The following is a 23,345-nucleotide window of genomic DNA, read 5'->3' on the forward strand; positions in this document are numbered from 1 at the left end:
GGGCAGTTGCACGCAGGCCAGGTTGACGAAGCCGGATGCGCCTGTGCGGGATTAGTGCGAGCGGCGGATTATGCGGATTATAAGTTGGGGGTGTGGTAGAAACCAGGACGCAGCGTTTGGAAGGGAGCTACCCAGTGAACGTGAATACAATTCCATGGTGGGCGAAAAGTGTTGAGGAAACCGCAAAGGATATCGGCGGGTCATTGAACGGCCTTGCGGCCGCTGAAGCGGCCATAAAGCTAAGGCGGTATGGCGCCAATGCTTTGACGGTGGATAAATCTTCGCGGGTTGTATCCCTGATGTCGCGCCAGTTAAGTTCGCCTATCATCCTGGTTTTGATTGCTGCAGCAATCCTGTCGTTTGCCCTGCACGATGCAACCGATGGCCTCATCATTCTGTTTATAGTCGCCGCCAGTGCGCTTCTCGGCTTCTGTCAGGAATTTTATGCCGCGACAGCTATCGAACGGTTGCAGAAAATGGTGGAATCCCAAGCCGAGGTGGTGCGGGATGGCTGCGTCATTAAAGTGCCTTTATATGAGGTAGTGCCGGGCGATCTCGTGCAAGTTTCCGCTGGATCCGGCGTTCCCGCCGACTGCCGCTTGCTGGAGCTGCGCGATCTGTTCGTGAACGAGGCGGCTTTAACCGGCGAAACCTTTCCGGTTGAGAAGATTCTCGGCAATTTGTCTGCCGATACACCAATGGCGCGAAGAACCAATGCCTTGTTTCAGGGAACTCATGTGGTCAGCGGGACGTGCCGGGGTCTGGTGGTCAGGACCGGACGCGAGACGCAGTCCGGAGCCATCTTCGCCCATCTGCGCGCGCGTCCGGAGGAAACAGAGTTTGAGCAGGGCGTGCGCCAGTTCGGCATGCTGTTGATAAGGGTAACGCTGACCCTTGTTATCCTCATATTTGCATTTAATGTTTATTTGGAAAGGCCGGTACTCGACTCCTTCCTTTTCGCATTGGCGGTCGCGGTCGGCCTGACTCCCGAATTACTGCCGGCTATCATCAGCGTCAACCTGGCGAGCGGCGCTCGCCGCATGGCCGCCAAGAAGGTTATCGTCAAGCGGTTGGTATCAATCGAGAATTTTGGCAGCATGGATGTGCTGTGTTCTGATAAAACCGGTAGGCTTACGGAGGGCGCGGTCCGGCTTGAGGGGGCATTCGCCCCCGACGGCAAGCAGAGCTTGCGCACGCTGCAACTCGCGGCGATCAACGCGACCTGCCAGACTGGCTTCCGCAACCCGATCGATGACACGATCAGTGCAGCCGCTCAGCCGAGCGGCGGTCGTCCGCCTTGATGAGATTCCATACGACTTTACGCGGAAGTGCCTGAGTGTGCTTGCGTCTGTGGGCGGGGAGACTGTGCTGGTCACAAAGGGCGCCTTCGCCCAGGTACTTGAGATATGCGACACGGTAGAGCTGAGCGATGGCGGCATTTTTGGAATTGCTGGGTACGAAAACGCGATCCGTGAGCAATATGCCATGTTCAGTCAGCGCGGATTGCACACGCTGGGCGTTGCCATGAAGACAATGCCGGGTCGCTCGACCATCGAGCGAGCGGATGAGAACCCCCTTACTTTCATTGGATTTCTGGCGTTTGCTGATCCACCAGAGACAGGCGTTGCAGCCGCGATTCAGGAACTGCGGAGTCTGGGTGTGGCACTTAAGGTGATCACCGGGGATAACCGGCTGGTCGCCCGGGAGGTCGCGTTGCAAATCGGCCTGGACCATACGCATATGATCAGCGGCCAGGAGCTCCAGCAGGTTAGCGATGAAGCATTGCCGCAACTAGCAAGCACCGTAAATATTTTTGCAGAGATCGAACCGAATCAGAAAGAGCGCATTATCCGCGCCTTGCGCAAGGCGGGACATGTGGTCGGATATCTTGGCGACGGTATCAACGATGCGCCTGCGCTTCATGCGGCAGATGTGGGTGTGTCGGTTCAGGGCGCGGTAGACGTGGCGAGAGAAACCGCCAGCATTATACTGCTCGAGCGAGATCTGGCAGTGCTCGCCGCCGGCATCCGGGAAGGTCGTACAACTTTCGCCAATACGCTGAAGTATGTGTTTAAGGCGACAAGCGCAAATTTCGGCAATATGTTCAGCATGGCGAGTGCATCACTTCTTTTACCGTTCCTGCCTCTGCTGCCGAAGCAGATCTTGCTCACCAATCTGATGACTGATCTACCCGAGATGTCTATTGCAACGGATCGCGTGGATGCCGAGTGGATCGATCGTCCGCAACGTTGGGACGTTACATTCATTCGTCAGTTCATGCTCAAGTTCGGCTTGCTCAGTTCCGTTTTTGATTTTCTTACCTTTGGTGCGCTGTTTTTTATTCTTAACGCATCACCTGAAATGTTCCGTAGCGGATGGTTCGTGGAATCTGTCGTTTCGGCCTCGTTGATTGTTCTGGTAGTCCGGACTCGCCGTCCTTTCTGGCAAAGCACCCCATCCAGAGCGCTCATGCTCGCAACCCTGGTGGTGGTAACGGCTGCTATAGTGCTTCCATATACGCCGCTCGCGCAGTTGTTCGGTTTCGTACCCCTGCCATTCCTTTTCCTGGTTGTCCTGGGCGTGATCGTGCTGGCATATATTGGTTCGGCAGAGAGTCTGAAGCGGGAGTTTTACAATGGCCACGTCAACCGGACCGAATCCCAGCTTCGCAACGTATGATCGGGCTATGAGCCAGTCGCACAAAGCGTGTGAGGTGTTTTAATCTCGTTTAGTTATCTGGAAGAATCACGGCTATGACAGTTATATTATCTGGCTAGAGACGATGGAGCCCCCGGGCTTCTTCAACCATTCTTTTCAACTTTGCAATATCCAGTATGTGTAATTCATGGGATTCGCGTATGACCAGTTTGGCGCGGGCCAGCGCGTTCAATTCCCGAGTCACTGCTTCACGATGGGTGCTGAGAAGATTGGCAAGTTCAGTATGAGTGGGTGCTGGTGAAATCACGCCCATGTTTGGCGCCGCTGTTTGCCTTTTTGCAAGTCGCAATAATTGGATATGAATACGATTGCGGACAGAAAGTGTGCTGTAATCAAAGACACGCTCGGTTAAACGGCGCACTTGTCCGGCTAAACGCTTGAGGATAGCCAGTGATATATGTGGGTTGGATTGAAGGAGATTCAGGAAATCGGGTGCGGACATGGATGCCGCTATCGAATCTGTTTTAGCAATTACAAGGGCGGAGCGGGCAAGGCCATCAATGGCCGTTACTTCGCCAAACATTTCGCCGGCCGGCAGGTCGCATAAGATAACTTCATGGCCGGACGACGAGTAGTAGGTAATGCGAATCTCGCCTTGTACGATAAAGAAGGTGTGGTTCGTATCTTCCCGATACCCGACGATATGCTCGCCTGAATAGTAATGATGCCAATGGCAGCATTTGGCTACAAGCGCAAGATCTGTTTGGTGAAGATGCCGAAATTCCTTGATAACCGCAAGCATTGCGCTGGCACGTTCAGCTGTGATGTCTGGCGCAATCATCTCCGGTCTCTCCTCTCATCTATGTGCGACAACTCGGCAGGTTTCCGTGAGCACGTACAGGAGCGCTCCGTTTGCAAGGGGCGAGCGGGGGCAACGCAGCGCGCTTCCCATTGAATCTATATAGAACCCGTGGGATTTCCGTCGTTCAACGTCGTGCCACCTTCACCGTAATCACGGATAAGCAGAGAATGGTGCCAGAGATAGTATGTGCGCTTAGGCGATCGGCTTTCGCTCCCCAACGGGACATCCACGGCCTCCTATACATACTTCGTGAGCTTCAATCTGCGCGCCATCCTGATTTCGCTCGCCTCTTGTCAGCCACCAGCAGCCATCCGCTTCCTGTCTGATTTGAGTGGAAAACTTTCCTCCGCCGGCATCATCATCCGTCGGGTCCTCCGCGGGCGGATTTTGCGCCTCACTGTGTGCCGGGTGTTTCATATCGCTGACCGTGAGAACGTGTATATGGTTGTGCTTATCGATTACGATGGCAAATTGAACGTCCAGGATACTAACCGCCTCACGTATATTATCAGTGACTTTTATATGCACGTCCTTGGCTGGAGCGATGGGGGTCGCGGCGGCTACCGGTGCCGCTAAAGTCAAAGTTACCACTCCCGCCAATATCTTCGTTATTGCGCTCATTTTTTCTCCTTAAAAGTTTAACGTAACACGTAAAAACAAAGTGCGATGCGGGGTGAAACGTTGATAGTAAACAGGTTCGGATGCCTGGAAATTGACATTCCTGTAGAAGAAATCCTCGTCCAGAAGATTTCTGCCTTCCAGGCTTAAAATACCTCGTCGGTTAGGCAGTCGATAACCTACGGCCGCATCCAGCAAAACGAAGTCGTCAACCCCGGAATTTTCGCCCGTACGACTTTTTACTTTCTGGTGAACATATGTTGTCGTCATTTTCGCAAATACGCCCGAAGGATGGTAGAAACTGACGTTGACCGGCGCGCTTGCCGTTTCAATTCCATACGGTCCGGTTGTGGAGGCGTCCCGGGCAAATTTTTCAAATTGAAACTCGCCTTTGGCCGAGAAATATGGATGAGGTAATAAGTAAAGGTATGCCCGATAGAGTTTTTCCTGTTGGCTTTCCGTTCTGCTGTAAGTCAGATTATCCGAGAAAAATGGAACGCCAAGGTTGCGGTCCGAGATTTCCACGCCCGCGTACAAATTCTCGGATACGACAGCATCAAGGCCTGCTCCCCTGCGTCGCGCCGTCGTTCCGTTCACGTCATCAAATAGCTGGTTGAACCCCGCGACCTGTGTAGGCTCAAGCGTTGGATTCGCAATGAGAGCCGACTTGACCGTCTCGAACCATGCAAGCCGCAGGCGAAGCCTGCGCGTAATGTCCCATTGCAACCCGAATTTCGGATTAAATTTATCGATTTCGAAATTTGTGCCGTCCTTCAGGGAGACGTAATTTCCACCAATTGTTCCGGTGATATTTCCGGGTAAATTTATATTTGTATAGAGATAACCGCTGTAGCGTTCCCTCCTGAAGTTTCGCAGCCCTAAATTGCACTCCATGAACTGGGGACATGGCACTCCGAAATCCAGCCTTTCTCCTTTACTCGCATCGATTTGATATGCCCCGCCCCCCGTGGTTACGTTGTACCGTTCGCCGCGGAGAAGATATTGAGCTTCCGCTTGATAGCCTCTGCTTTTAGTTGTGGTTGTATCGGTAACATTTGTTCCGGGAAACGTGTTGTCCGGAACATTTATCAAAGCCTCTTTCCTATCAGTATAGATCCCGGACAGGATGAGATCCTGGTTGGGTGATAACGAATACCGCGCCCCGATCCTTGCCGTATCTTCGTCCAGTTTTCTCCGGTCTGGAGTAAAAACAGCAGGGTTAAAATTCAGTAACAAATCGCCGTGTTCAGTCTGGCGCGTGCGCACTTCGGCCTGCACATTAAAACGCGGAGTTACCGCATACTGCATGAATGCATTATAAATATTGTGTTTCTGATCATTGTTCTGACGAAATCCGTCGGTGTTGTAGTGAAACTGCCCGACACTGACTGAAGCGCGGCCATAAAGCGCCGAGAGCACAGCTTCGTCCCCGCGGGTGCTCTGGTTGCCTATCACGCCGGAAGCGACGAACTGGGGTTTGTTCCGCTCAAGCAACGGCGTAAATTCATTAAAGGCCGCCCTTGCCGGGCCCGTTCCGGTAATAATATTGAGATCAGCCACTGCAAGGCGCGGTTGAACCGGATTTACGTTTACGGGTTGCAGGAGTTGAGCCTGAAGAAGTTCGCTGACCCGGGCAACCTCATATCGGGGGGTGTCTGCGTAGGTGTCCGAGAGAAATCGATGCGCCGAGTGATTGGCAGGGTCGATAGTCAATGATTTCGCTGTTTCCACAATCGCGCGGTTCCCGAAACCCAGATTGTCATAGATGCGCGCCAGGCTGGAACCGCGCGCTGCCTGATCCTGATCAAGCAAGAGCCTCGAACGGTAGACTGCCCGGTTATCGTTCAGCTCGATGGACTTTTGAATATCGCGCAGTGCCTCCACGGGCTGGTTCTGGGTCTGTTTCATGATTCCGTCATAGAGCCAGGGTGTGGGATCATTGGGGTCCCGTTCTTTTGCCAGATCAAACTGCGTTCCCGCGAGGGAATAGCGCCTCTCTTCAAAATATGCTTTCCCTAGATAACTGCGGATGAGGGAATTTGCCGGGTCGAGACTGGCGGCGGTCTCAAGCTCAATCCGGCCGGCCTCAAGATCACCTTCGCGTATTCTCGCAAGGCCAACACCAAGCCTCGGCATGGGATCGGTCTGGTCGAGCTCGACCGCGCGGGAGAAAGCGGCGTTTGCCGCGCCGATGTCGATCTGAACGAGGTGGGTAAAGCCCAATACGGTCTGCGTTCTGGCGAGATCCGGTTTGAGTCGCACAGCCTGTTGCGCAGCCTTGACGGCCCGCTCCGGATAACCGGCAGCCATCTGCAACTCAGCCAGCCGCGCCCATCCGAGGGCATTCTCTGGGTCAAGCTCGACCGCCTTTTTTGCGCTTTCCAGCGCTTCCTCGATCCTGAAGCGCGCTTGCTGCGCGTAGGACAATGCCAGCCAGGCGGCAAAGGAGGCTGGATTCAGCTCGACCGCATGGGTGGCCATGGCGAGCGCCCGCTCGTTATCGTTCTGCACGGTAGCGATCACGGCTTGCAGGGCGTAGGCGTCGCTGTTGCCGGGTTCGATTCGCAGCGCTTGAGCGATATTTGCGCTGGCTTCATCGCTGCGACCGGCCGACAGAAGGAGCCCGGCGCGGTAGATCAGGAAGCGAGGCGAGTGCTCGCCCTCAGGCACATCATCGAGCGCCGCGAGCGCTTCCGTAATTCTGCCGTGTTCATACCGGTCAATAGCAATACGCAAGTGTTGCGTTGCGGGTTCGTCGTCTGGCTGCTCGTCGAGCTGATAGCTGATAATCGCCGGATAGAATAACGCCCATTGGACGGCATCCATCGGACGCACGACTGTTTCTCTCCGCGGCGCCTGGTCCCTGGGGACAACCGCTGCCTCATTGTCCGCGAGGATAATGCTTCCGTGGCTATTGCTGGCCGAGAGCTTGCCCTCGTACATCACCAGGTTTGCCTGGTCCTGGTCCAGCTCAATTAAAAATTCGGTTCCCTCGACGCCGGCATTTAAGAACGGGGTGTTTATTTTGAAGGGCTTTGGCGTCCTGGTCAGTACATGCATCGCGCCCGTGAGCATTTCCAGCAGCGTTTGACGCTCTCCATCGGCACCCCCAAGCACGAGCGTGGTTTTCTGGTCCAGCCGGAGCATGCTTTCATTGCTGAGCCGCAGTGCTGCACGGCTGTGCTGCCGTACGCGGATCATATCGCCTGGGCAAAGACTATGGTTCAGTACCGTCGGCTGCCAGTTTTTTTCTTGGGAGCGGCGCACTTCTACGATCCCCTGCACGGATACCACCAGGGCGATTGCAGGGGTGCAAAGTTCCGCGGCCGATGCATCAAAAACTGAGTTGAACAGGGCAGCCGCCAGGATCAGTAGAACCACCGCGCTATGTTTGCAGGCGGAGACTGATCTTCTTAGACCTTCCTGAGGATTATTCATTTTAACCAGTCATTCCGGTTTGCATTCGCAGTTTTTTCCAGTGCGCTGCCTCGGTTTTTTTCGCGGGATTCATTGAATCGGGTCGCACGACTTCGTAAGCTTGTATTCCATTTCTCCCAGTTTCACTTTCCTTCCATTCGTATGCACGCATCCCAGGGCCCCACCGGTGGCGTTTCCCGATAATGCTGGCAGCGCTTCAGATAAAATCGGGCCGGGCCGTCATCAGGAAATGCTTTGAGAATTTCCGCGAAGTTGTAGCATCCCCTGTTCCATTCTTGCGCTTCGTAAGCAAGCATGGCATCGGTGAAGATTTCGGCGAGCCACGTCTGTTCGCTGCTCGCCTCCTGCTTGCGCCCCATGAGTTCGGCTACGCGTATGAAAGTCGTTCTCCCCGCCAGCAGAAACCTTCCGACCGAACGTGTCAGGAAATCGTCCAGTCCTTCGATGACTTGTTCCGATACCAATAGGCGTGTGCCGAGATATTTGTTGAGACCCTGGATGCGGTTCGCGGTGTTTACGATGTCGCCGACCGCGCGGTACTCAAAGTGGTGGAGCGCGCCAACGGCGCCAAGGAGCATCTCGCCTGAGTGCAACCCAATACGGGTATAAAGCGGGGGCCTGCCTTTAATCGCGTTAAAGCGTTCCAGCGCATCCGCAATATCGAGGCAGGCTAGGCATGCCTTCTTACGTAAAGAAGACTCATCCCCTGAAGAGGTAGTCCATATCGCGAGCATGGCGTCTCCTACGACGTCTGAAACCGCGCCTTCATGCCGGCTTACGGGTTCAAACATGGTTGCGTAGTAGTCGTTCATCAACAAGCCAAGCTGAGCGGGGTTCATCTCCTCTGAAAGCGTCGTATACCTGTCCGCATCGGTCGCTAGGCACGCGCCATGAACCAATCGATTGTTGGTCGTGATGGGACCTGTACTCTTTAAAATTTCGGTGACAACTCGCTGGGGCACGAATTTAGCGAATGCTTTCTTGAGGATCTCGCGTTCCCGTTTGACGTCGTAATACTTTAGCGATACGGCTCCGAACACAGCGACGGGAACTTGCAGCAGCGGTACGATCAGGGGCAGCCAGTTCCCCGCGTTGGTGAATTGATGGTGCGCGATATAGACATAGATGGAGACAAAACCCAGACCGAGAAGTACGAAAACCGTACCGAGCGTGATATTGGTGGGTTGAGGCAGCGCGGCGACGACAATCGCTATGGCGAACCCCCAGAGAAAAACGATCGCGAGATTCAAGGGGGGAGGGAGGAGCCGCAGGGGGCGATCTTCCAGCAGATTGGCGAAAGCGGTCGCGGCGATCTCGACCCCGCTTAGATAAAGCCCGTCAGACCGCGAGAACACGGTATGGTAGTCGTCTCTAATTCGGTCCTGCTCGGGCTGCGTTGCGGCCGAAAAACCAACAAACACAGCTTTGCCTTTAAAATCATTTTCTGTTGGTCCGCCCGTTCCCGAACCATGGTGAGATCGTAGTGCCTGGTAATAAGGTATGGTTCGTACTGTACGCGGGGGGCCGTAAAAATTCAGGTAGCGTGCTTCATCGCCGGAATAAAGGCTCACCATCGATCTGATAAGTCGCCTTGATTGTTGGTCGAGACGAGCGTCGCGGTTCAACGCGGTGATCATTTGCTGAGCAAGCTGGGGCTCGTCGGTGAAAATGCCGCGCAGGGTCAAGATCAAATTCTCGACAGCGATACTGTTTCTATCTGGAAGCCGCAACGCCAGGGATGGATTGGCGTCGCGCAACAAGCGGGCAAAATCTTCATACGCATCCAACGCGAAAAGCTGTAGCGCGACTACTGGTAGCGTTGGCGCTTCGCCAGCATCGGTCTTGAACGCCCAGTAATCGTTTATCCTGGAGGTTCGTGGCAAGGGAAACGTCGCTTGGGCAGCCGCAGCGTCTGCGATGATGGGAAGAAGGGCCGCGCTCTTTACCATTGAGCCGAAGTGAGCCCCGCCCCCCTGCTCGGCCGGTAAGGGCGAATCCTCACGGTCCAATCTTTCCACGATCACGACGTTGCCCGCGTTATTTATCGCCTTCGCCAACGCCACGTCATACTCCGGCACCTTGCCGGGCGTGTCGAACCGCAAATCGAAGGCAATTACTTTTGCACCCGCTTCCGATAAGTTTTCGATAAGATGGGCGTGGACATCGCGGGGCCACAGCCCGGGCACGACCGGTAAATTCAACTGGACGGCCGAGGCCTTATCTATGGCCACCACCATCACGTCGGGCGGCGCCGGGGCTGCGCCACGCAGCTGAAATAGCCGGGGCAGTCCAAGATCTTCCTCCAGCTCCAGCCCCAACGGCGTCAGGTTGATCAATACCCCAAACGTGCCGACGAGAAATGCGAATAACAGACGTTTGATCCAGTCCGTCATGTTTAAGGAGTGCAGTTAGGAGGTCTGTATGATTTTCTTAAGGATAATTTGGTGAGGATAGCGCCGGCTGTTATGACGGGGGTGCTTAGCACCTCATTCACGCTCCTGATAATCAGTGATGAGCGGCCGAAAAAATCGAATTGCATTGTTTACGCAAATTTGCCCATCTCGCAGGATAACGTTATCCGGGTTGGTTTAATGTTGGAAACCGCACATAGTTAATTAAAAAGAACCATGCAGATGTGAACAGCGCCCGATCTGATGCCAGAACCCTGCGCCCACATCTCTCGCCCACTTCCCTTCTCGACCCTACGGGGTCATTCTGTAACTCTAGCAGAAATATAAAACATCACAGACGTGTGACTTTTCTCACATCTTTTCGGCGCGCCGCGAAGTATCGTGTAATTGCGCGGCAATACGCGTAGCAGGGAAACAAGAGGGAAATAAGAAGAAAACACGAAGCAACCAAGAAGAATTACAAGAGGGAGACATCAAGTAGAGGAAACTTCATAAGCATCTTTTGATTGCATATAGAGGTAACTGCCATGGCTACTATTAATGGAACATCGTTAAACGATATCATTACGCCCGATTTTTCCAGCTTACCGGGCCAGGGAAACCTTCTTCCTACCGAGGGCGTTGACACTATCAGTGGATTAGGCGGGAACGACTGGATCGATGGCGGTGACGGTGACGATACCCTTAACGGCAATTCCGGTGAGGATTGGTTGTCCGGCGGTAAGGGCAAAGATGAGCTGAATGGCGGCGACGGCAACGACTCGTTATCAGGTGGTGAAGGTGACGATGCTCTTAACGGCAATGCCGGCGAGGACTGGCTGTCCGGTGACGACGGTATCGATAAGCTTGACGGCGGAGCCGGCCATGATCGGTTGTCCGGTGGCGAAGGTGACGACATTATGGACGGCAATGTCGGGGACGATTGGTTGTCAGGAGATGACGGTAACGATGCGCTTACGGGCAATAACGGCGTCGACTGGTTGTCAGGCGGCAAAGGCGACGATAAGCTTAATGGCGGTGTCGGCAACGATTGGTTGTTAGGGGGTGAAGGCCGCGATACGTTTGACGGTGGGGATGGCGATGATGTGCTTGCAGGCGGCATGGCAAAAGATGATCTGACTGGAGGAATCGGCATCGATGTGTTTGGGTACAGCTCCCTTGCCGACAGTGTTCCGGTAGAGGGATACCGCGATGTTATTCGAGATTTCGGCGTAGGGAACGACAAGATCGATCTCAGCAAGATCGATGCTGACACGACTGATCCCGTGAATGATCCCTTCACCTGGATCACGGGTCCTTTTACGGGAGTGCCTAGCCAACTCTATTTTGATCCTGTATCGAATCTTCTAAGAGGCGACACGGACGGTGACAAGCATGCTGATTTCGCGATTGAGGTCTTGGGTGCCGCGCCTGTCGCTGCGGACATCGTACTGTAACCGGAAAGCGTTGCGGGCAGGGTTCTCATCCTTGCGGTAGCTCCCCGGGTTTCGTTGGCATGTTGGTAAAAATTCATCCATGCGACAGATTTAATATTCGCACGAGGGTGCTCAACTCCACAGCACTTCTTTGATATTGCAGAGTCAATCCTCCGCTGCCCCAGATATTTGATTGTAACGATTGTGGGGTCAAGTTGCCCTTCGGTAAGGCACCTCTATAGAAATTCCTGGACGTTCTCGCCACCGGCTTTAGAACCCTTATCCGCAGCCCGGAAAATACCACCCCCTAGTAAACAAATTCTTGTTAATCACATCTATTAGCAACACCTTGCTCACGGGAAATCTCATAATATATCTGCTATCCGGGTGGGCTCGAATATGCAAGATGCAGGAGGTATCCCAGACTTTGGTCAACGATGCCTTGGCTCCAGGTCGATAAATTCCAGAGGCAAAGGGACCTCTAATAGAGGGACGTCTATATACATCCTTCCATGATCGAGAACTGCTATTCGTAAAGAGAATCTTAAAACAACCGAGATTGCCATCGTCGGTGGAGGGCCGGCGGGAGCGTGGTGTGCGTTCATGCTCGCGCGCAGCGGCGCTCGGGTGAGTCTTGTGCACTGGGGCGGGTACGCCCCTGGAGGAATTGAACTAGTATCCGGTCGAGCCCGTCGTGTGATCGAACAGCACTGTCCTGATTTTTTTCAGGGGGTAGCGCAAGGGGTGGAAGTTCATGAAACGATATCTCTCTGGAGCACGCCGGAACCGGTTGTATTGAACGCAATGTTCAACCCATGGGGGCCGGGACTCGCCGTAGAGCGCTCGCTGTTTGATCAAGCGTTGCGGGACTTGGCATGGACGGCCGGGGCAGAGGTACTACCGGACGCGAAGGTCGTGCGAATCGAGCGGAGCAATGACAACTGGGAGCTGTCGATGCGCGTGGGAGAGGATGACAGCTCGCGGTTGCATGCCAGGTTTGTCGTTCTCGCCACCGGTCGTGCCGCTACGCCCTTTTTCGACCGTCCGGCCGCCTGGGAGTCATCAAAACTCGTCTTGATGACGTCGCTGCCGTCCCAGGATGATGAGCCGCGGCATGCGCTATATGTCGAGAGCACGAGCAGAGGCTGGTGGTACGCGTTACCGGCGCGGAATGGAAGCTCTTTTGCGGGTTTTTGCCTCGAGCGCCCTGAACTTAAAAAGAGGGGAGGATCGCTGAAAGAGTTTTTTGTCGAGGAGTTGTGCCGCACTCGACTGCTGTCCCCTTTGCTGCCGCACGATATCGGCAATCTGCACATCTCCGGACGCATGGCGGATGCCCGTCCATTCGACCGCGCAACCGGGGAAAACTGGATATCCGTGGGCGATGCCGCTTACGCGCCTGATCCGCTAAGCGGAATGGGCATTGAGCTGGCGATTGAATCTGCCCGGCTGGGCGCTCGCGCCGTGCTCGAAGCAGTGACGCCATTGGCGGGGTCAAAATCAAATGATGCGCTTGCGGAATACGAAGCAGCCATGCGCGGGCATGCCCAGGAACACCGCAGCACGGCAGCCAACTATTATGGCCGATTGGAAAATAGTCCAGGGGAATGACAGCTATGGCGTTATTCGCGGGGTCTACAGGACAAAATTATTCAAACTCATCCAATCTTCACTGCGAGCATGGAGATGGAACCGCCGTCGAATCCTTCCGCTGGGAACATGATTGGTTCATTTTCCCTCCGTTGAGCAAGCACGTAAAGAAAAGGCAGGTAATGGTCCGGTGTGGGTACCGACAATAACGCATCGCGTCCCAACGTTTCGTAAGCTACCAGAGACTCCGCATCACCGGCGCTTAATGCTTTGCGCACGGTCTTCTCAAACCTGAGCGCCCAATCGTACGGTTCCACGTGATGCTTTCCCCATGCATAGGTGTGCAGATTGTGCACAATATTGCCACTGCCCAGTATCAGCACTTCACGATCCCGTAGCGGCGCCAGTTTTCGAGCTGTATGGTAATGCCAGGCAGGCTCTCTGGTTTCGTCAATGCTTAACTGAACGACCGGAATATCCGCTGCGGGGAAAATGTGCATGAGAACAGACCATGTTCCATGGTCGAGCCCCCAACTGGTATCCATGATTGCATCCGGCGACAGTAAATCCGCTACTTCTGCGGCAAATTCAAGCGAACCGGGCGCTGGATATTCAACTTTAAAAAGCTCGGGCGGGAACCCGCCGAAGTCATGGATTGTTCTGGGTTTTGGCATGGCCGTGACAGCGGTTTTAGGCACGTACCAATGCGCGGAAATGCAGAGCACAGCTTTGGGTTTGGCGGGGAGGGCGGTGCGGATTTCAGACCAGGCGTTGGTGAATGCATTATGCGAGAGCGCATTCATCGGATTGCCGTGCCCCACGAAAATTGCAGGCATTGGAACCGGGGCGGCCATCGGCGTTAGAGGGGACATAAGAGGGGTTGCCGCCGCAAGGGCGGCGCCGAAGCGCCACTCGTCACGCGAACGCGACGACAGAATTAAAGATTTGCTACGTTTGCTACGTTAGGCGTTTGTCAGGGGTTCCCTGAACAATATCACTCCCTTGCTGCGGTTGCATTCCGGCATGTTCTCAATACTTGTCCAATGGGCTTGCGGGTTCGTCTGGAAATGTCTGCACATCTTTTGCCGAAATGCCTCGGACCTGTGATCCAAGGGGGCAAGAGCGGCGCCAGGCGGATTTTGAGCATAGTATTTTTTCATTTGGATTTTTCCCAAAAGATAGTTAGGTGCTTGACCGTTACCTTAAAACAAAACTTTTACAGTAAGATAAAAAATATATTTATTATTTAAGGCGACATTGTTGCCCTTCGCCCGTTTTTCGTTTGTGCGGCAACGAACAGAAATACGATTGAACGGCGTTTCATTTCGAATTTTATGAATGATTTAAATTAATGACGTGTCGTCATGGCGTCGTCCTCAATCAGAGCCCTCAATAGATGGAAGAGATCAGCAGGCTACGAGGTAAACGGAATTACGGATTAGTGCCGCATCATTCAAATTTCTTCCGTCGGTCGAATTACGCGTGCAAATGTACTAGACTGAGTTGGCGCGCTAATTGCTCTGAAGTCCTCATTGGAAAAGCGGGAGTTGCACCGGTACAACGTATGAGATCTGGCTTAGGTTATGAACAATAGAATCGACTCGCGTTTTGGAGGCACCTTTCGTTCCTCTGCAGATGAAAGCGATCATCCCTGGTATCGTTCGCGTAGATTCAGCATTTTCGCAGTGGCATTCCTGATCAGCGCCGCCGTCAGTCTTGCTTACAGCTACAGCCGCCCCGTCGTCTATCGTAGCAGCGCGACTTTATTGACCTCCGCAATGACGGCCATCGACCGTGAAAGCAGCGATGCGGATATTCAGCATGTCGCTATTCAACGACAGATTTTGCTGGGGCATGAGCTCGCGGCGGAAACGCTTGCAAGGCTTAAAGCCTCGATCGCGGACAAGTTGCTGCTTCAGTTGAAGCCATCCGATATCCAGACCTTATTGACTGTCGAGCCTGTTCCCGAAACAAATCTGGTAGAGATCAGCGCGGAGGGCTCCAACCCGAGGTTTTTGCCGCTACTCATCAATACCTGGATTGACGTATATCTGGATGCACGCGCGGCAGATGTCAAGAAGTTGGCCGGCGACACGCAGCGTATTGTCGAGGACGAGCTGGAGGGGTTATCCGAAAAAGTTGTCTCGGCCCGAATAGAGCTGGATAAATTTCGGAGAAACAATGATATTTCTTCCACCGGCCGTGAGGAAAACGAGGCATTAGCCCGCCTCAAAGGCCTGACTGAGTCCCTTAACAAAGCCAGTGAGGATGAAGTCAAGGCAAGAGCACATTTGAATGCCGTGAAGACTTCAATTTCGCGCGGCAAGGCGGTTGTTCCCGAGGATGAAAAGGGTAGCCTGACCGATCTTGAAAAGAGATTGCAAGACTTGCGGGATAAGCTTGCGGACCTGGATAAGAAATTCACGCGCGACTACCTGGACCTCCAACCCGACCTGAAATCCATCCCCGAGCAAATCAAGGCACTGGAATCCGAGGTTCAACACAGGCGCCAGCATGGCCAGAATCTGGTGCTGAACGATGCGGAAATGGCTTATGCCGCGGCGCAACAAACTGTACGGGAAATTCGGGCCCAGCTGACTGAGCACAAGCAGCTGGCGTCCGCCTTCACGTCTAAATTTGCCCAGCATGAAGCGTTGAAAACGGATCTGGAGGGTCTGGAAACGCTATACCGCGATGCGCAAGAGAGGCTGGTACAAGTTAAAACCAGCCGCAAAGAGAAGTATCCGCAGGTGACGGTGATCAATAGGGCGTACGAGCCGAGGGAGCCGGTGCGACCCGACTATACGCGGGATGCGCTGATAGCGATTGCCGGTTCCTTGCTATTCGGCCTGCTTACCGTGTGGGTTGTTGAGTATCTGACGCACAAAAAGGAACCGCAAATGCCGATTGCGGTTTTCGGCGTGCAGAGCTATCAACCGCCCCCGGGTACGCTAGGCGCGGCAGGTGGAGTGATCGAGCAACAGGCCGCGCCACCATCATTAGATAAGAAGACGCCGCAATCCCTCGCAAGTCCGCCACAGCGACGGGAACTGTCCAGTCATCAATTAAGGACGTTGCTCAACGCTTCGAATCTCAAGGGGAAGCAGTTGATCGCCTTATTGCTGAGCGGATTGAGTCTCGACGAAGTCGTATGGCTGACGAAGCATCAGATTGATCTGGAAGCTAATATGATCCATGTTGGCGGCAAGTCCCCTCGATCCATCCCGCTGTGCGGAGTGCTAAAATCCTTGCTCATGCAATCGAAGGGATATGCCGTATGGAACCCGGGCGATCTGGAAACCAGGGTCGATCTCTCAGCCGCCCTTGTTTGCGCGGCGGTGGACTCAGGCCTGCCCGAGCCTCAGGAAATAACCGCGGAAGCAATCCGGCATAGCTACATAGCATACCTGGTTCGACAGGGATTACGGCTGTCAGAACTGGAGCAGATCACGGGGCATCTGGAAGCTGCGGTTATTTCAAGCTACAGCGCGTATTCACCCCCGCAACAAGGGCGCCATCTCTCCGAAATTGAACTGCTTCATCCCGCCCTGATCAATATTGCTTGAACATCGTAGGGCGCGCTGACCGGCTGTTGGGAGCGAAAACCGCGCGACCGGGCCAGCGCGCACGCCGACAGTAGGCCCGACGGCGGGCCGAACGAGATCCGCAAGCTTGTGCACGGTTGTGTTCAGGGGATTGTGTTGCTGGCGGACTGGCCTCCAGTGTCCATGCCATGCAGGAGTGCAGCCCGTTCTGCTGCAGGCAGGCGGCCGAGTGCTCGCACGGCCTCATAAAACCGATCCATATTTCCCTCATGCTGTGCAAGAAGCGCGCGAAATGCGGGCACCAGTTGCGTATAAGTCGAGACTGACGCAAGGTGCGCATTGTTGAGGTGTTGCGCCAGCCAGCGGTCATAGGCTGCGGCCTTGGTCTTGTCCGTTACCAGACTGGACATTTGTTCCCGCAGTTCGGCAAAGAGGCGCGCTTTCCCGGCGCGTTTTTCATCGTCACTCTCGTCAGAGGCATATAAATCCTCCAATCGTTTGCGGTATTCCACCATGAGGGCCGCAGAAGCGGCTTTCCTTTCCTGTCCGACATTAAATAGCACGCGCTGCTTCTCCGTGCCATGCTCCTTCAGCCAGTGCGCTATGCCTTCCAATTCGACAGCGGTAGCAAACGATTCGTTGAAGGTGCTATCGTCGCGTACGTAGACCACCTGGTGGGCCAGTTCGTGAAATATCAGCTGAGCGAGCTCCGTATCGGAATAGCCAAGGAAAGTATTGAGTATGGGGTCCCTGAACCATCCCAGAGTGGAGTAGGTGCGGACACCCCCTACCGATACATCATAGCCTTTCTTCCTGAGGTCGTCGGCAAAGCGATTTGCTTCAGTTTCCGAGAAAAAGCCGCGGTAACTGACACATCCAACGGCTACAAAACACCATTTTTCTGGGTGCAGAGATAGCTCAGGGGTTGCGGAAACATTCCAGATTGCATAGCGCCGCCCGAGATCGGCGTACGTGGTAAAGCTCTGGTTATCCGGAAGCTTAAGATTTCGTATGGCAAATTCCCGCAGTTGGACGATCGTGGCGAGAGAGCGTTTTAGCGCTGGCTCGGCATCGGGGTCGGCAATAACCGCGTGAATAGGTCGGATCTTGTTCCGGATATTCGAATGGCCATCCACCGCTTGAGCGTAATAGCCGAGATTGGCGCAACCACCAAGCCAGACGGTAAGGCCAAGAGCGATCAGCCTCGATTTTGATGAAACTGTCCGCTTCATGATGGTCATTAAATTCGCCGGAGCGCTGGTCATGTTTCAATTCAGTTTAGCTCAGGTTCGCCCAGGTTAGGTTTGGGAGAACCGGGAGCTAAAGATGTAGCCCCCGCTGTTCTTGTTCCTTGTCATGCAAAAAATGACCCTGCCGTAAAAACGAGCACACTTGTCGAGCCACCTCAGCGGACACAAGCATCTGCGAGTGGCTTACGTTCAGCACAATCTCGTCGCGTGCATTCCGAATTCGCGTTTCCTCAACTGTAACCACGCCATCATTAGGCTCCGGCAGGCGGGCTATCAGCCTGCCCGCCCCCAGGCTCCTGCAACCGGCGATTACGCCAAGTTCATACGGATGATCGGGGGTTGTGTGCATTGCCCCAGCCTGATTCAGCCACTGTAACATGCTGCGTCCGAGGATGTGTCGTCCGGGTCCCCGGCGAGAAAGTTTGGTTCCCACCGAACACGCACCATAGGGGCTGCCCGCCAGTATCACGCGGCCCACTCGTGGCTCGGGAAATTCGGCGAGCATTTGCAGTATCAGCAGACCGCCAAGGCTGTGGCCAACAAAATGTATCCGAGAGGCAGCAAGACCGGCGACAAAACGCGAAAGAATCAAGGCGTTCCGGGACAGCGAGCTGGACATGGAAGGATACGAAAAGAAGGCAGTGTGGAAGCCGCACCGCCGCAGCCGCATTCCCATTGCGCTCATAACCCAGCTACCCATCCACAGTCCATGAACGAGCACTATGGTGTCTGCCCCAGGTGCAGGGCAGGTGGCGTCCTGCGGTCGGCTGAAGCTTTGGTGGTCTTGCCGGCCTTGGTGATCTGGCGGCATTGGAATACCGGGACCCTTAGAGAAATACAGAAACGCGATCATGCTCACAACCGACGTCCGTGGCAGTTGGGCGCGAAATCAACCAACGGATTGCGGCGGGCTGCTCTTGGCGCCTCACCCGCCGAGGAATATTGTGACAGGAATGCCCCGGATCCTGATACAGGGTCGGGCAGGCCTGCCACAGTCACCAGCCTCAGGCTTTCGTCACCGCGCCATGGTCATCGCAATGACCATCGTGAGGATAATGGAGATGTCCATCGACCAGATAATCAATATGGTCGCCATGCGGTACTGCCTCATGCCCACAGCCAGGCCCATGCACATGCTCCGACGCGTGTCCGGCGCATTCATGCTCAGGCGTGCAGTTTTGCGGATTGGACGAGGTTATGCCAATCACATGTTCGTCGATATGGCCTTCGTGCGGATGATGCAAATGGCCGTCGTGCAGATAATCGATATGGTCATCGTGCATGATCCCGGTGTGGCCGCACTGCGGCCCATGCGGATGATCATGATTTTCGTGCTGCTGAGAGGTACAATGGCTCATTGATAATTTCCTCATAAAATGCTGCATAGTTAAACAGGCCGCCCTCAAAGCAACGCTCTGTCAGCTGTGATAAAATTGAGCGTTTTCGGCTTTACAATCCCGGCATCGCCATCGTAGAAAACCAGCTACAACTGTAGCCGCCGATTCTGAGTATCCACACAGTGCGCTGCCGCTAACCGCGCAGCCCTGCTCAGCGGTGGTCAAGTGTAAATTTGACAGATTCAGTCGTGTACAGTTCCCTTCCGGCAGTACGGATAAATACGGCAAGGCGCGCAGCGCCGGCAGTGTCGGAGAGCGTGTAGCGCTGTGTAGCGCTGTGTAGCGCTGTGTCTATTCTATAGGGAGACTATAGGGAGAATCATTGAGAGGCTCGGGGACCGACCCCTCCTCACGCGCGGGAACCACGGGAGAAAAAAGGATGAAGACATATAACCGCTTCGCGCATTTGCCGGGCAACCTGGTGATGGTGGGTTTCGGCAGCATTGGCCAGGCCGTGCTTCCCTTATTGTTTCGGCATCTTGATTTGCGTCCGGAGCAGATTCGGATTATTTCGGCGGGCGAAAACGGCGGGGAGGTCGCGCAGGAGTTCGGGGTGTCATTCACTCCCCAAGCGCTCACTGAAGAAAATTATCTCGAAGTGCTTGAGCCTTGCCTGCACAAGGGCGATTTTCTTCTCAATCTATCGGTGGATGTCTCAAGCCTTGCGTTAATCGAGTTATGCTTTCGGCGTGGTTCGCTGTACCTGGACACGTGCATTGAGCCGTGGCTGGGAGGCTATACCGATATGTCGCTGACTCCGTCGTTACGTTCCAACTACGCCTTACGGGAACACGCGCTTGCCTTCAGGCGGCGAACCGGCGGAGGTCCTACCGCTGTGCTATCCCACGGCGCCAATCCGGGCCTGGCCTCTGCCTTCGTCAAACAGGCGCTCCTCAATATCGCCACGGATACAGGCGCGACCGTAAGCGCGCCCGCGAGCCGCACCGATTGGGCCGAGCTTGCGCGAGCCCTGGACATCAAAGTCATTCATATCGCCGAGCAGGATACCCAGGTCAGCAGCCGACACAAACAGCCGGATGAGTTTGTCAACACCTGGTCAGTATTCGGTTTTGCCGGAGAGGGATTACAGCCTGCGGAGCTGGGCTGGGGCACGCATGAGCGCCATTGGCCAGAGGAGGGCGGTCGGCACGAATTTGGATGTGATTCGGCCATCTATCTCAACCGCCCTGGCGCCGCTACGCGTGTGCGCAGCTGGGTCCCGCTTGGCGGGCCCTATCATGGGTTTCTGATCACGCATGGCGAGTCCATTTCGGTGGCTGATTATCTGACCTTGAGAGACGACAAAAAAGTAGTCTACCGCCCCACGGTACACTACGCGTATCATCCTTGCCCTGACGCCGTGCTTTCCGTCGACGAATTTGCCGGCAGGAACTGGCGTGCGCAGGCAAAAGAACGGGTGATCCGGGACGAGATCGTAAGCGGTATCGATGAGCTGGGCGTACTGCTGATGGGGCATGCGAAGTGCGCTTACTGGTACGGGTCGCGCCTGTCGATCCAGCAAGCCAGGCAGCTTGCGCCATATAACAATGCCACCAGCCTGCAGGTAGGAGCCGGGGTACTGGCAGGCATGGTGTGGGCGCTTTTGAACCCTCAGGCGGGAGTGGTGGAGCCAGACGAAGTTGACCATCAGCTCATACTCGAGATCGCGAGACCATATCTGGGAGAGGTTGTGGGGGTATACAGCGACTGGACACCGCTGCGTGAAAGGGGGTGGCCCTTCGCTGAAGAGGTGGATAGCAGCGATCCATGGCAATTCAAGAATATCCGGGTGACATGATGTCCGGGTGGGCGCGCACCCGGATTTTGGGCAAAAAGCCCGCCGTGCAGGCATTTGGGCGGAGTTGCGATTCAGTCCGTTAACGCTCGCTATATTGTTGGGCTTCCGATTGAATATATCGCCCTGATAGGGACGAGTTTTTGAGTAAAACCGCGCACGGCCATTTGTCCACAATTCCTGTGGATAAGTTTGTGGGTAACCTATGGACGGGGTAGGTAAGTCATCTTTTTGTAACACTATTTTCTTGCATGGCTATTTTTTATACTTTATGAAAAAAGGTTTTAATTTCAAATACATATTTTATTGCCTCTGATTAAAAGTTTTTTTCTCGACGCTATTTTAACTGCTGGCTGGCGTTACGGCGCAGCTCGAAACGGATGTGGATTAATGGCAAATGTCAATAGAAATGTCGGTCTATTAATCTAAAATTTAATGGTCCTTTCGACTCCCGAATTGATCCACAAGTATGAGATTCACGCACTCGGCTGCGATCTAACCGGAGACCTTGATTGCCTGCGAAAAACGTTCTCCCATTGCTGAGAGATAAACAACGTATATAATTTTGAGAACCGTCTTCGCGGGATGGATGACGGGGTTGACCCCGGCGCGGTCATTCGTATACTCGTATGTCCCGGATCGACCCCGGCTATGCGAAATCTCTCCGGCCCAGAGCGCGGTAGAGGTTGATAAGATACTTAATAATCAAGGAGTGCAAAAAATGGAAATCGAGTGGAAGATAGTTGATGAACATCATCAAGAGGTCTTCGTCAATCAACACGTGCGCGGCCTGCTCTGGATTACATCGGCCGGTTTCTCATTTTGGCACAGCTATCCCAACCCCGGCGTGGTTCTGTCGCAGGCGAAAACGGTGGATGAGGCCAAAAAAATTGTAGAAGCTGCGCTGCGTTTGGAGGAATACGAAAACCCCCTGGCGGATAAACCGTAATCGAACATACAGTAGCGCCTAAGGATAATAAACCGTTCGCAGCCCTTCCGCCGGCGCGAGCTGTCGCATATATCGATGAATCACCCGGAAGGCTCGGCAAAATCCGGGACTCGATCCCGGTACCGGTCTATAGGGTCATGCATGTAAACCCGATTAAGTAACCATCCGCGTTAATTTCCTTCGACGGTCGCGGTTTCAACAAGGGCATTTGTGCCGGTATTTAGACAGCTCGCAAACTTTTTGTTGGGCGGTTTTGTACCAACTCAAGCTGCTGGTTTATCCAATCCATGAGCTTTTCCTGTTAAGTTACAGTCTGAGCGTCTCATTGTCCACAATTCCTGTGGATAAGTTTGTTGATAAGCTATGGACACGGAGGCTAAGTCACGTCCCTGTAACAATATTTTCTCGTTTGGCTGTTTTTTCATCTATGTAAAATACCTTTAAATTTCAACCTCTTGTAAATCATATTCTGCTCTACGCCGGTCCTGCCGGGCTGCCCTGATCATTGTTCTAATGAAATTCCAAGTGTGGATTACTATGGGAATGTCAAGAGAAATTTGATAGGAAAACTTTAAGAAATTTTCCACGGCGTGTGGGTAAAACCAATCCCGTGCGGGTCAATGCAGGGTGGTCATTCATGGGATCGGAGCGATTTTCCAAGTCGCGGTACGTTCGCCGACCGACAAAATGTGCGGCAACGAACAGTTACAGCTACAGTTTCTGGTTATGCTTTGGTCGTGGTAGCCTTTTATAACTTTTATAAACGAAAGAAAGGAAAACACGATGAAAAATATAAAATTGTTCGCAGTAGCGGTCGCGGTTACCGCACTCACCGGCTGCATATCGATCGGTTCAAAAGAGCCTGGCCCTCAAGGCCCCCCCGGTCCGAAAGGCGATTCCGGCAACACTGAAAAAGTAATCGTTGTTCCCGAGAAACGGTATTAAAAACCCAAGTCAGAAAAATCGCCGGCGCGTTGCATGGCCATCGCAGCTACAGCTGCGCGCCGGCGCTCCAGTCCGTCCGTTTCATATAGGGCCGTCATTCACCCGGTTACTCTGCTACACGAGGCTGGACGTCCGCATGGCAGGGCAAAACCAATCACGAATATAATTACCGCGACTCGCTGCGAAGGGGAAAAGGAACGCTCCGTCCGTCGATGCAATTCGTCACCTGGACCCATCGTTATTGGGGCCATAACTCGCCCATTCGCGGAATACTTCGCCTACACGCATTGACCAGCTTGCCTCAAGCTATTAGTATATGCACCTCTCCAATTCCCCGATAGCTCAGTCGGTAGAGCGACGGACTGTTAATCCGCAGGTCCCAGGTTCGAGCCCTGGTCGGGGAGCCAATAGCCATAAGGGTTTCAGGCGATTTGGCAGTAATATTCCGCTCCGCAAAAGCGGTTCCGCTCCG

General features: G+C 54.0%; 16 protein-coding genes and 1 tRNA gene. 10 read left to right on the plus strand and 7 right to left on the minus strand.

The window, feature by feature from the left end:
- Positions 1-134: 134 nt before the first annotated feature.
- Both C8R31_RS16140 and C8R31_RS16145 read left to right on the plus strand, forming a co-directional pair.
- Complete coding sequence (locus tag C8R31_RS16140) at positions 135-1,301, plus strand: HAD-IC family P-type ATPase (protein ID WP_219907428.1); 1,167 nt, start codon at positions 135-137, stop codon at positions 1,299-1,301.
- Complete coding sequence (locus tag C8R31_RS16145; protein ID WP_219907429.1) at positions 1,252-2,679, plus strand: HAD-IC family P-type ATPase; 1,428 nt, start codon at positions 1,252-1,254, stop codon at positions 2,677-2,679. The genes C8R31_RS16140 and C8R31_RS16145 overlap by 50 nt, the downstream gene beginning before the upstream one ends.
- 94 nt (positions 2,680-2,773) lie before the next feature.
- Here C8R31_RS16145 and C8R31_RS02920 read toward each other — a convergent pair whose 3' ends face one another.
- The 4 genes from C8R31_RS02920 to C8R31_RS02935 all read right to left on the minus strand — a co-directional run bounded on the left by C8R31_RS02920 (position 2,774) and on the right by C8R31_RS02935 (position 9,969).
- On the minus strand, positions 2,774-3,499 hold the full coding sequence (locus tag C8R31_RS02920) for a Crp/Fnr family transcriptional regulator (RefSeq protein ID WP_107692547.1): 726 nt from the start codon (positions 3,497-3,499) through the stop codon (positions 2,774-2,776).
- A 213-nt stretch (positions 3,500-3,712) separates the two neighbouring features.
- Entirely contained in the window at positions 3,713-4,141 is a 429-nt protein-coding gene (locus C8R31_RS02925; RefSeq protein ID WP_107692548.1) for a hypothetical protein, read from the minus strand.
- A gap of 9 nt (positions 4,142-4,150) precedes the next feature.
- A complete protein-coding gene (locus tag C8R31_RS02930) occupies positions 4,151-7,576 on the minus strand; it encodes a FecR domain-containing protein (RefSeq protein ID WP_107692549.1) in 3,426 nt (1,141 codons plus the stop codon).
- Positions 7,577-7,698: 122 nt separating this feature from the next.
- Positions 7,699-9,969, minus strand: a complete 2,271-nt coding sequence (locus C8R31_RS02935; RefSeq protein WP_107692550.1) for a CHASE2 domain-containing protein — start codon at positions 9,967-9,969, stop codon at positions 7,699-7,701.
- Positions 9,970-10,514: 545 nt separating this feature from the next.
- Here C8R31_RS02935 and C8R31_RS02940 point away from each other — a divergent pair.
- Positions 10,515-11,423 carry a calcium-binding protein gene (locus C8R31_RS02940; RefSeq protein ID WP_146164535.1) on the plus strand — a complete coding sequence of 303 codons (909 nt, stop codon included), beginning with the start codon at positions 10,515-10,517 and terminating at the stop codon, positions 11,421-11,423.
- Between the two features lie 543 nt (positions 11,424-11,966).
- Positions 11,967-13,013 (plus strand): NAD(P)/FAD-dependent oxidoreductase, encoded by a 1,047-nt coding sequence (locus C8R31_RS02945; protein WP_258192533.1) that lies wholly within the window; start codon positions 11,967-11,969, stop codon positions 13,011-13,013.
- 47 nt (positions 13,014-13,060) lie between these two features.
- Here the strand turns inward: C8R31_RS02945 and ygiD are convergent, their stop codons facing one another.
- Entirely contained in the window at positions 13,061-13,828 is a 768-nt protein-coding gene (gene ygiD / locus C8R31_RS02950) for a 4,5-DOPA dioxygenase extradiol (protein ID WP_107692816.1), read from the minus strand.
- 747 nt (positions 13,829-14,575) lie between these two features.
- Between ygiD and C8R31_RS02960 the strand changes: the two genes are divergently transcribed.
- On the plus strand, positions 14,576-16,558 hold the full coding sequence (locus tag C8R31_RS02960) for an integrase (protein ID WP_107692554.1): 1,983 nt from the start codon (positions 14,576-14,578) through the stop codon (positions 16,556-16,558).
- 122 nt (positions 16,559-16,680) lie between these two features.
- Here the strand turns inward: C8R31_RS02960 and C8R31_RS02965 are convergent, their stop codons facing one another.
- Together C8R31_RS02965 and C8R31_RS02970 are read right to left on the minus strand one after the other, a co-directional pair.
- Positions 16,681-17,778 carry an aminopeptidase gene (locus C8R31_RS02965; RefSeq protein ID WP_258192506.1) on the minus strand — a complete coding sequence of 366 codons (1,098 nt, stop codon included), beginning with the start codon at positions 17,776-17,778 and terminating at the stop codon, positions 16,681-16,683.
- 79 nt (positions 17,779-17,857) lie between these two features.
- The gene (locus C8R31_RS02970; RefSeq protein WP_308811259.1) at positions 17,858-18,640 is read right to left on the minus strand and encodes an alpha/beta fold hydrolase; all 783 of its coding nucleotides are present in this window, start codon (positions 18,638-18,640) and stop codon (positions 17,858-17,860) included.
- Between C8R31_RS02970 and C8R31_RS15950 the strand changes: the two genes are divergently transcribed.
- From C8R31_RS15950 to C8R31_RS02990, 5 genes are all read left to right on the plus strand, one after another.
- Positions 18,639-19,148 (plus strand): hypothetical protein, encoded by a 510-nt coding sequence (locus C8R31_RS15950; protein ID WP_181320363.1) that lies wholly within the window; start codon positions 18,639-18,641, stop codon positions 19,146-19,148. The genes C8R31_RS02970 and C8R31_RS15950 overlap by 2 nt on opposite strands.
- Positions 19,149-19,563: 415 nt before the next feature.
- Positions 19,564-20,982, plus strand: coding sequence for a homospermidine synthase (locus tag C8R31_RS02980; protein WP_107692556.1), 1,419 nt, complete (start codon positions 19,564-19,566; stop codon positions 20,980-20,982).
- 718 nt (positions 20,983-21,700) lie between these two features.
- Positions 21,701-21,928 (plus strand): hypothetical protein, encoded by a 228-nt coding sequence (locus tag C8R31_RS15780; protein WP_146164536.1) that lies wholly within the window; start codon positions 21,701-21,703, stop codon positions 21,926-21,928.
- Between the two features lie 783 nt (positions 21,929-22,711).
- Positions 22,712-22,873: a hypothetical protein gene (locus tag C8R31_RS15955; protein ID WP_181320365.1), complete on the plus strand. Its 162-nt coding sequence runs from the start codon at positions 22,712-22,714 to the stop codon at positions 22,871-22,873.
- A gap of 331 nt (positions 22,874-23,204) precedes the next feature.
- Positions 23,205-23,280, plus strand: a tRNA-Asn gene (locus C8R31_RS02990).
- Positions 23,281-23,345 lie beyond the last annotated feature (65 nt).

It is taken from the genome of Nitrosospira sp. Nsp2 (assembly GCF_003050965.1).
GTDB lineage: Bacteria > Pseudomonadota > Gammaproteobacteria > Burkholderiales > Nitrosomonadaceae > Nitrosospira.

Excerpts from the sequence above, each read along its gene's own strand:
- C8R31_RS16145 (WP_219907429.1), top strand. The coding sequence starts at position 1,252 with ATGACACGATCAGTGCAGCCGCTCAGCCGAGCGGCGGTCGTCCGCCTT.
- C8R31_RS02920 (WP_107692547.1), bottom strand. The coding sequence starts at position 3,499 with ATGATTGCGCCAGACATCACAGCTGAACGTGCCAGCGCAATGCTTGCG.
- C8R31_RS02925 (WP_107692548.1), bottom strand. The coding sequence starts at position 4,141 with ATGAGCGCAATAACGAAGATATTGGCGGGAGTGGTAACTTTGACTTTA.
- C8R31_RS02930 (WP_107692549.1), bottom strand. The coding sequence starts at position 7,576 with ATGAATAATCCTCAGGAAGGTCTAAGAAGATCAGTCTCCGCCTGCAAA.
- C8R31_RS02935 (WP_107692550.1), bottom strand. The coding sequence starts at position 9,969 with ATGACGGACTGGATCAAACGTCTGTTATTCGCATTTCTCGTCGGCACG.
- C8R31_RS02940 (WP_146164535.1), top strand. The coding sequence starts at position 10,515 with ATGGCTACTATTAATGGAACATCGTTAAACGATATCATTACGCCCGAT.
- ygiD (WP_107692816.1), bottom strand. The coding sequence starts at position 13,828 with ATGCCTGCAATTTTCGTGGGGCACGGCAATCCGATGAATGCGCTCTCG.
- C8R31_RS02960 (WP_107692554.1), top strand. The coding sequence starts at position 14,576 with ATGAACAATAGAATCGACTCGCGTTTTGGAGGCACCTTTCGTTCCTCT.
- C8R31_RS02965 (WP_258192506.1), bottom strand. The coding sequence starts at position 17,778 with ATGACCATCATGAAGCGGACAGTTTCATCAAAATCGAGGCTGATCGCT.
- C8R31_RS15950 (WP_181320363.1), top strand. The coding sequence starts at position 18,639 with ATGCTCACAACCGACGTCCGTGGCAGTTGGGCGCGAAATCAACCAACG.
- C8R31_RS02970 (WP_308811259.1), bottom strand. The coding sequence starts at position 18,640 with ATGATCGCGTTTCTGTATTTCTCTAAGGGTCCCGGTATTCCAATGCCG.
- C8R31_RS02980 (WP_107692556.1), top strand. The coding sequence starts at position 19,564 with ATGAAGACATATAACCGCTTCGCGCATTTGCCGGGCAACCTGGTGATG.
- C8R31_RS15780 (WP_146164536.1), top strand. The coding sequence starts at position 21,701 with ATGGAAATCGAGTGGAAGATAGTTGATGAACATCATCAAGAGGTCTTC.
- C8R31_RS15955 (WP_181320365.1), top strand. The coding sequence starts at position 22,712 with ATGAAAAATATAAAATTGTTCGCAGTAGCGGTCGCGGTTACCGCACTC.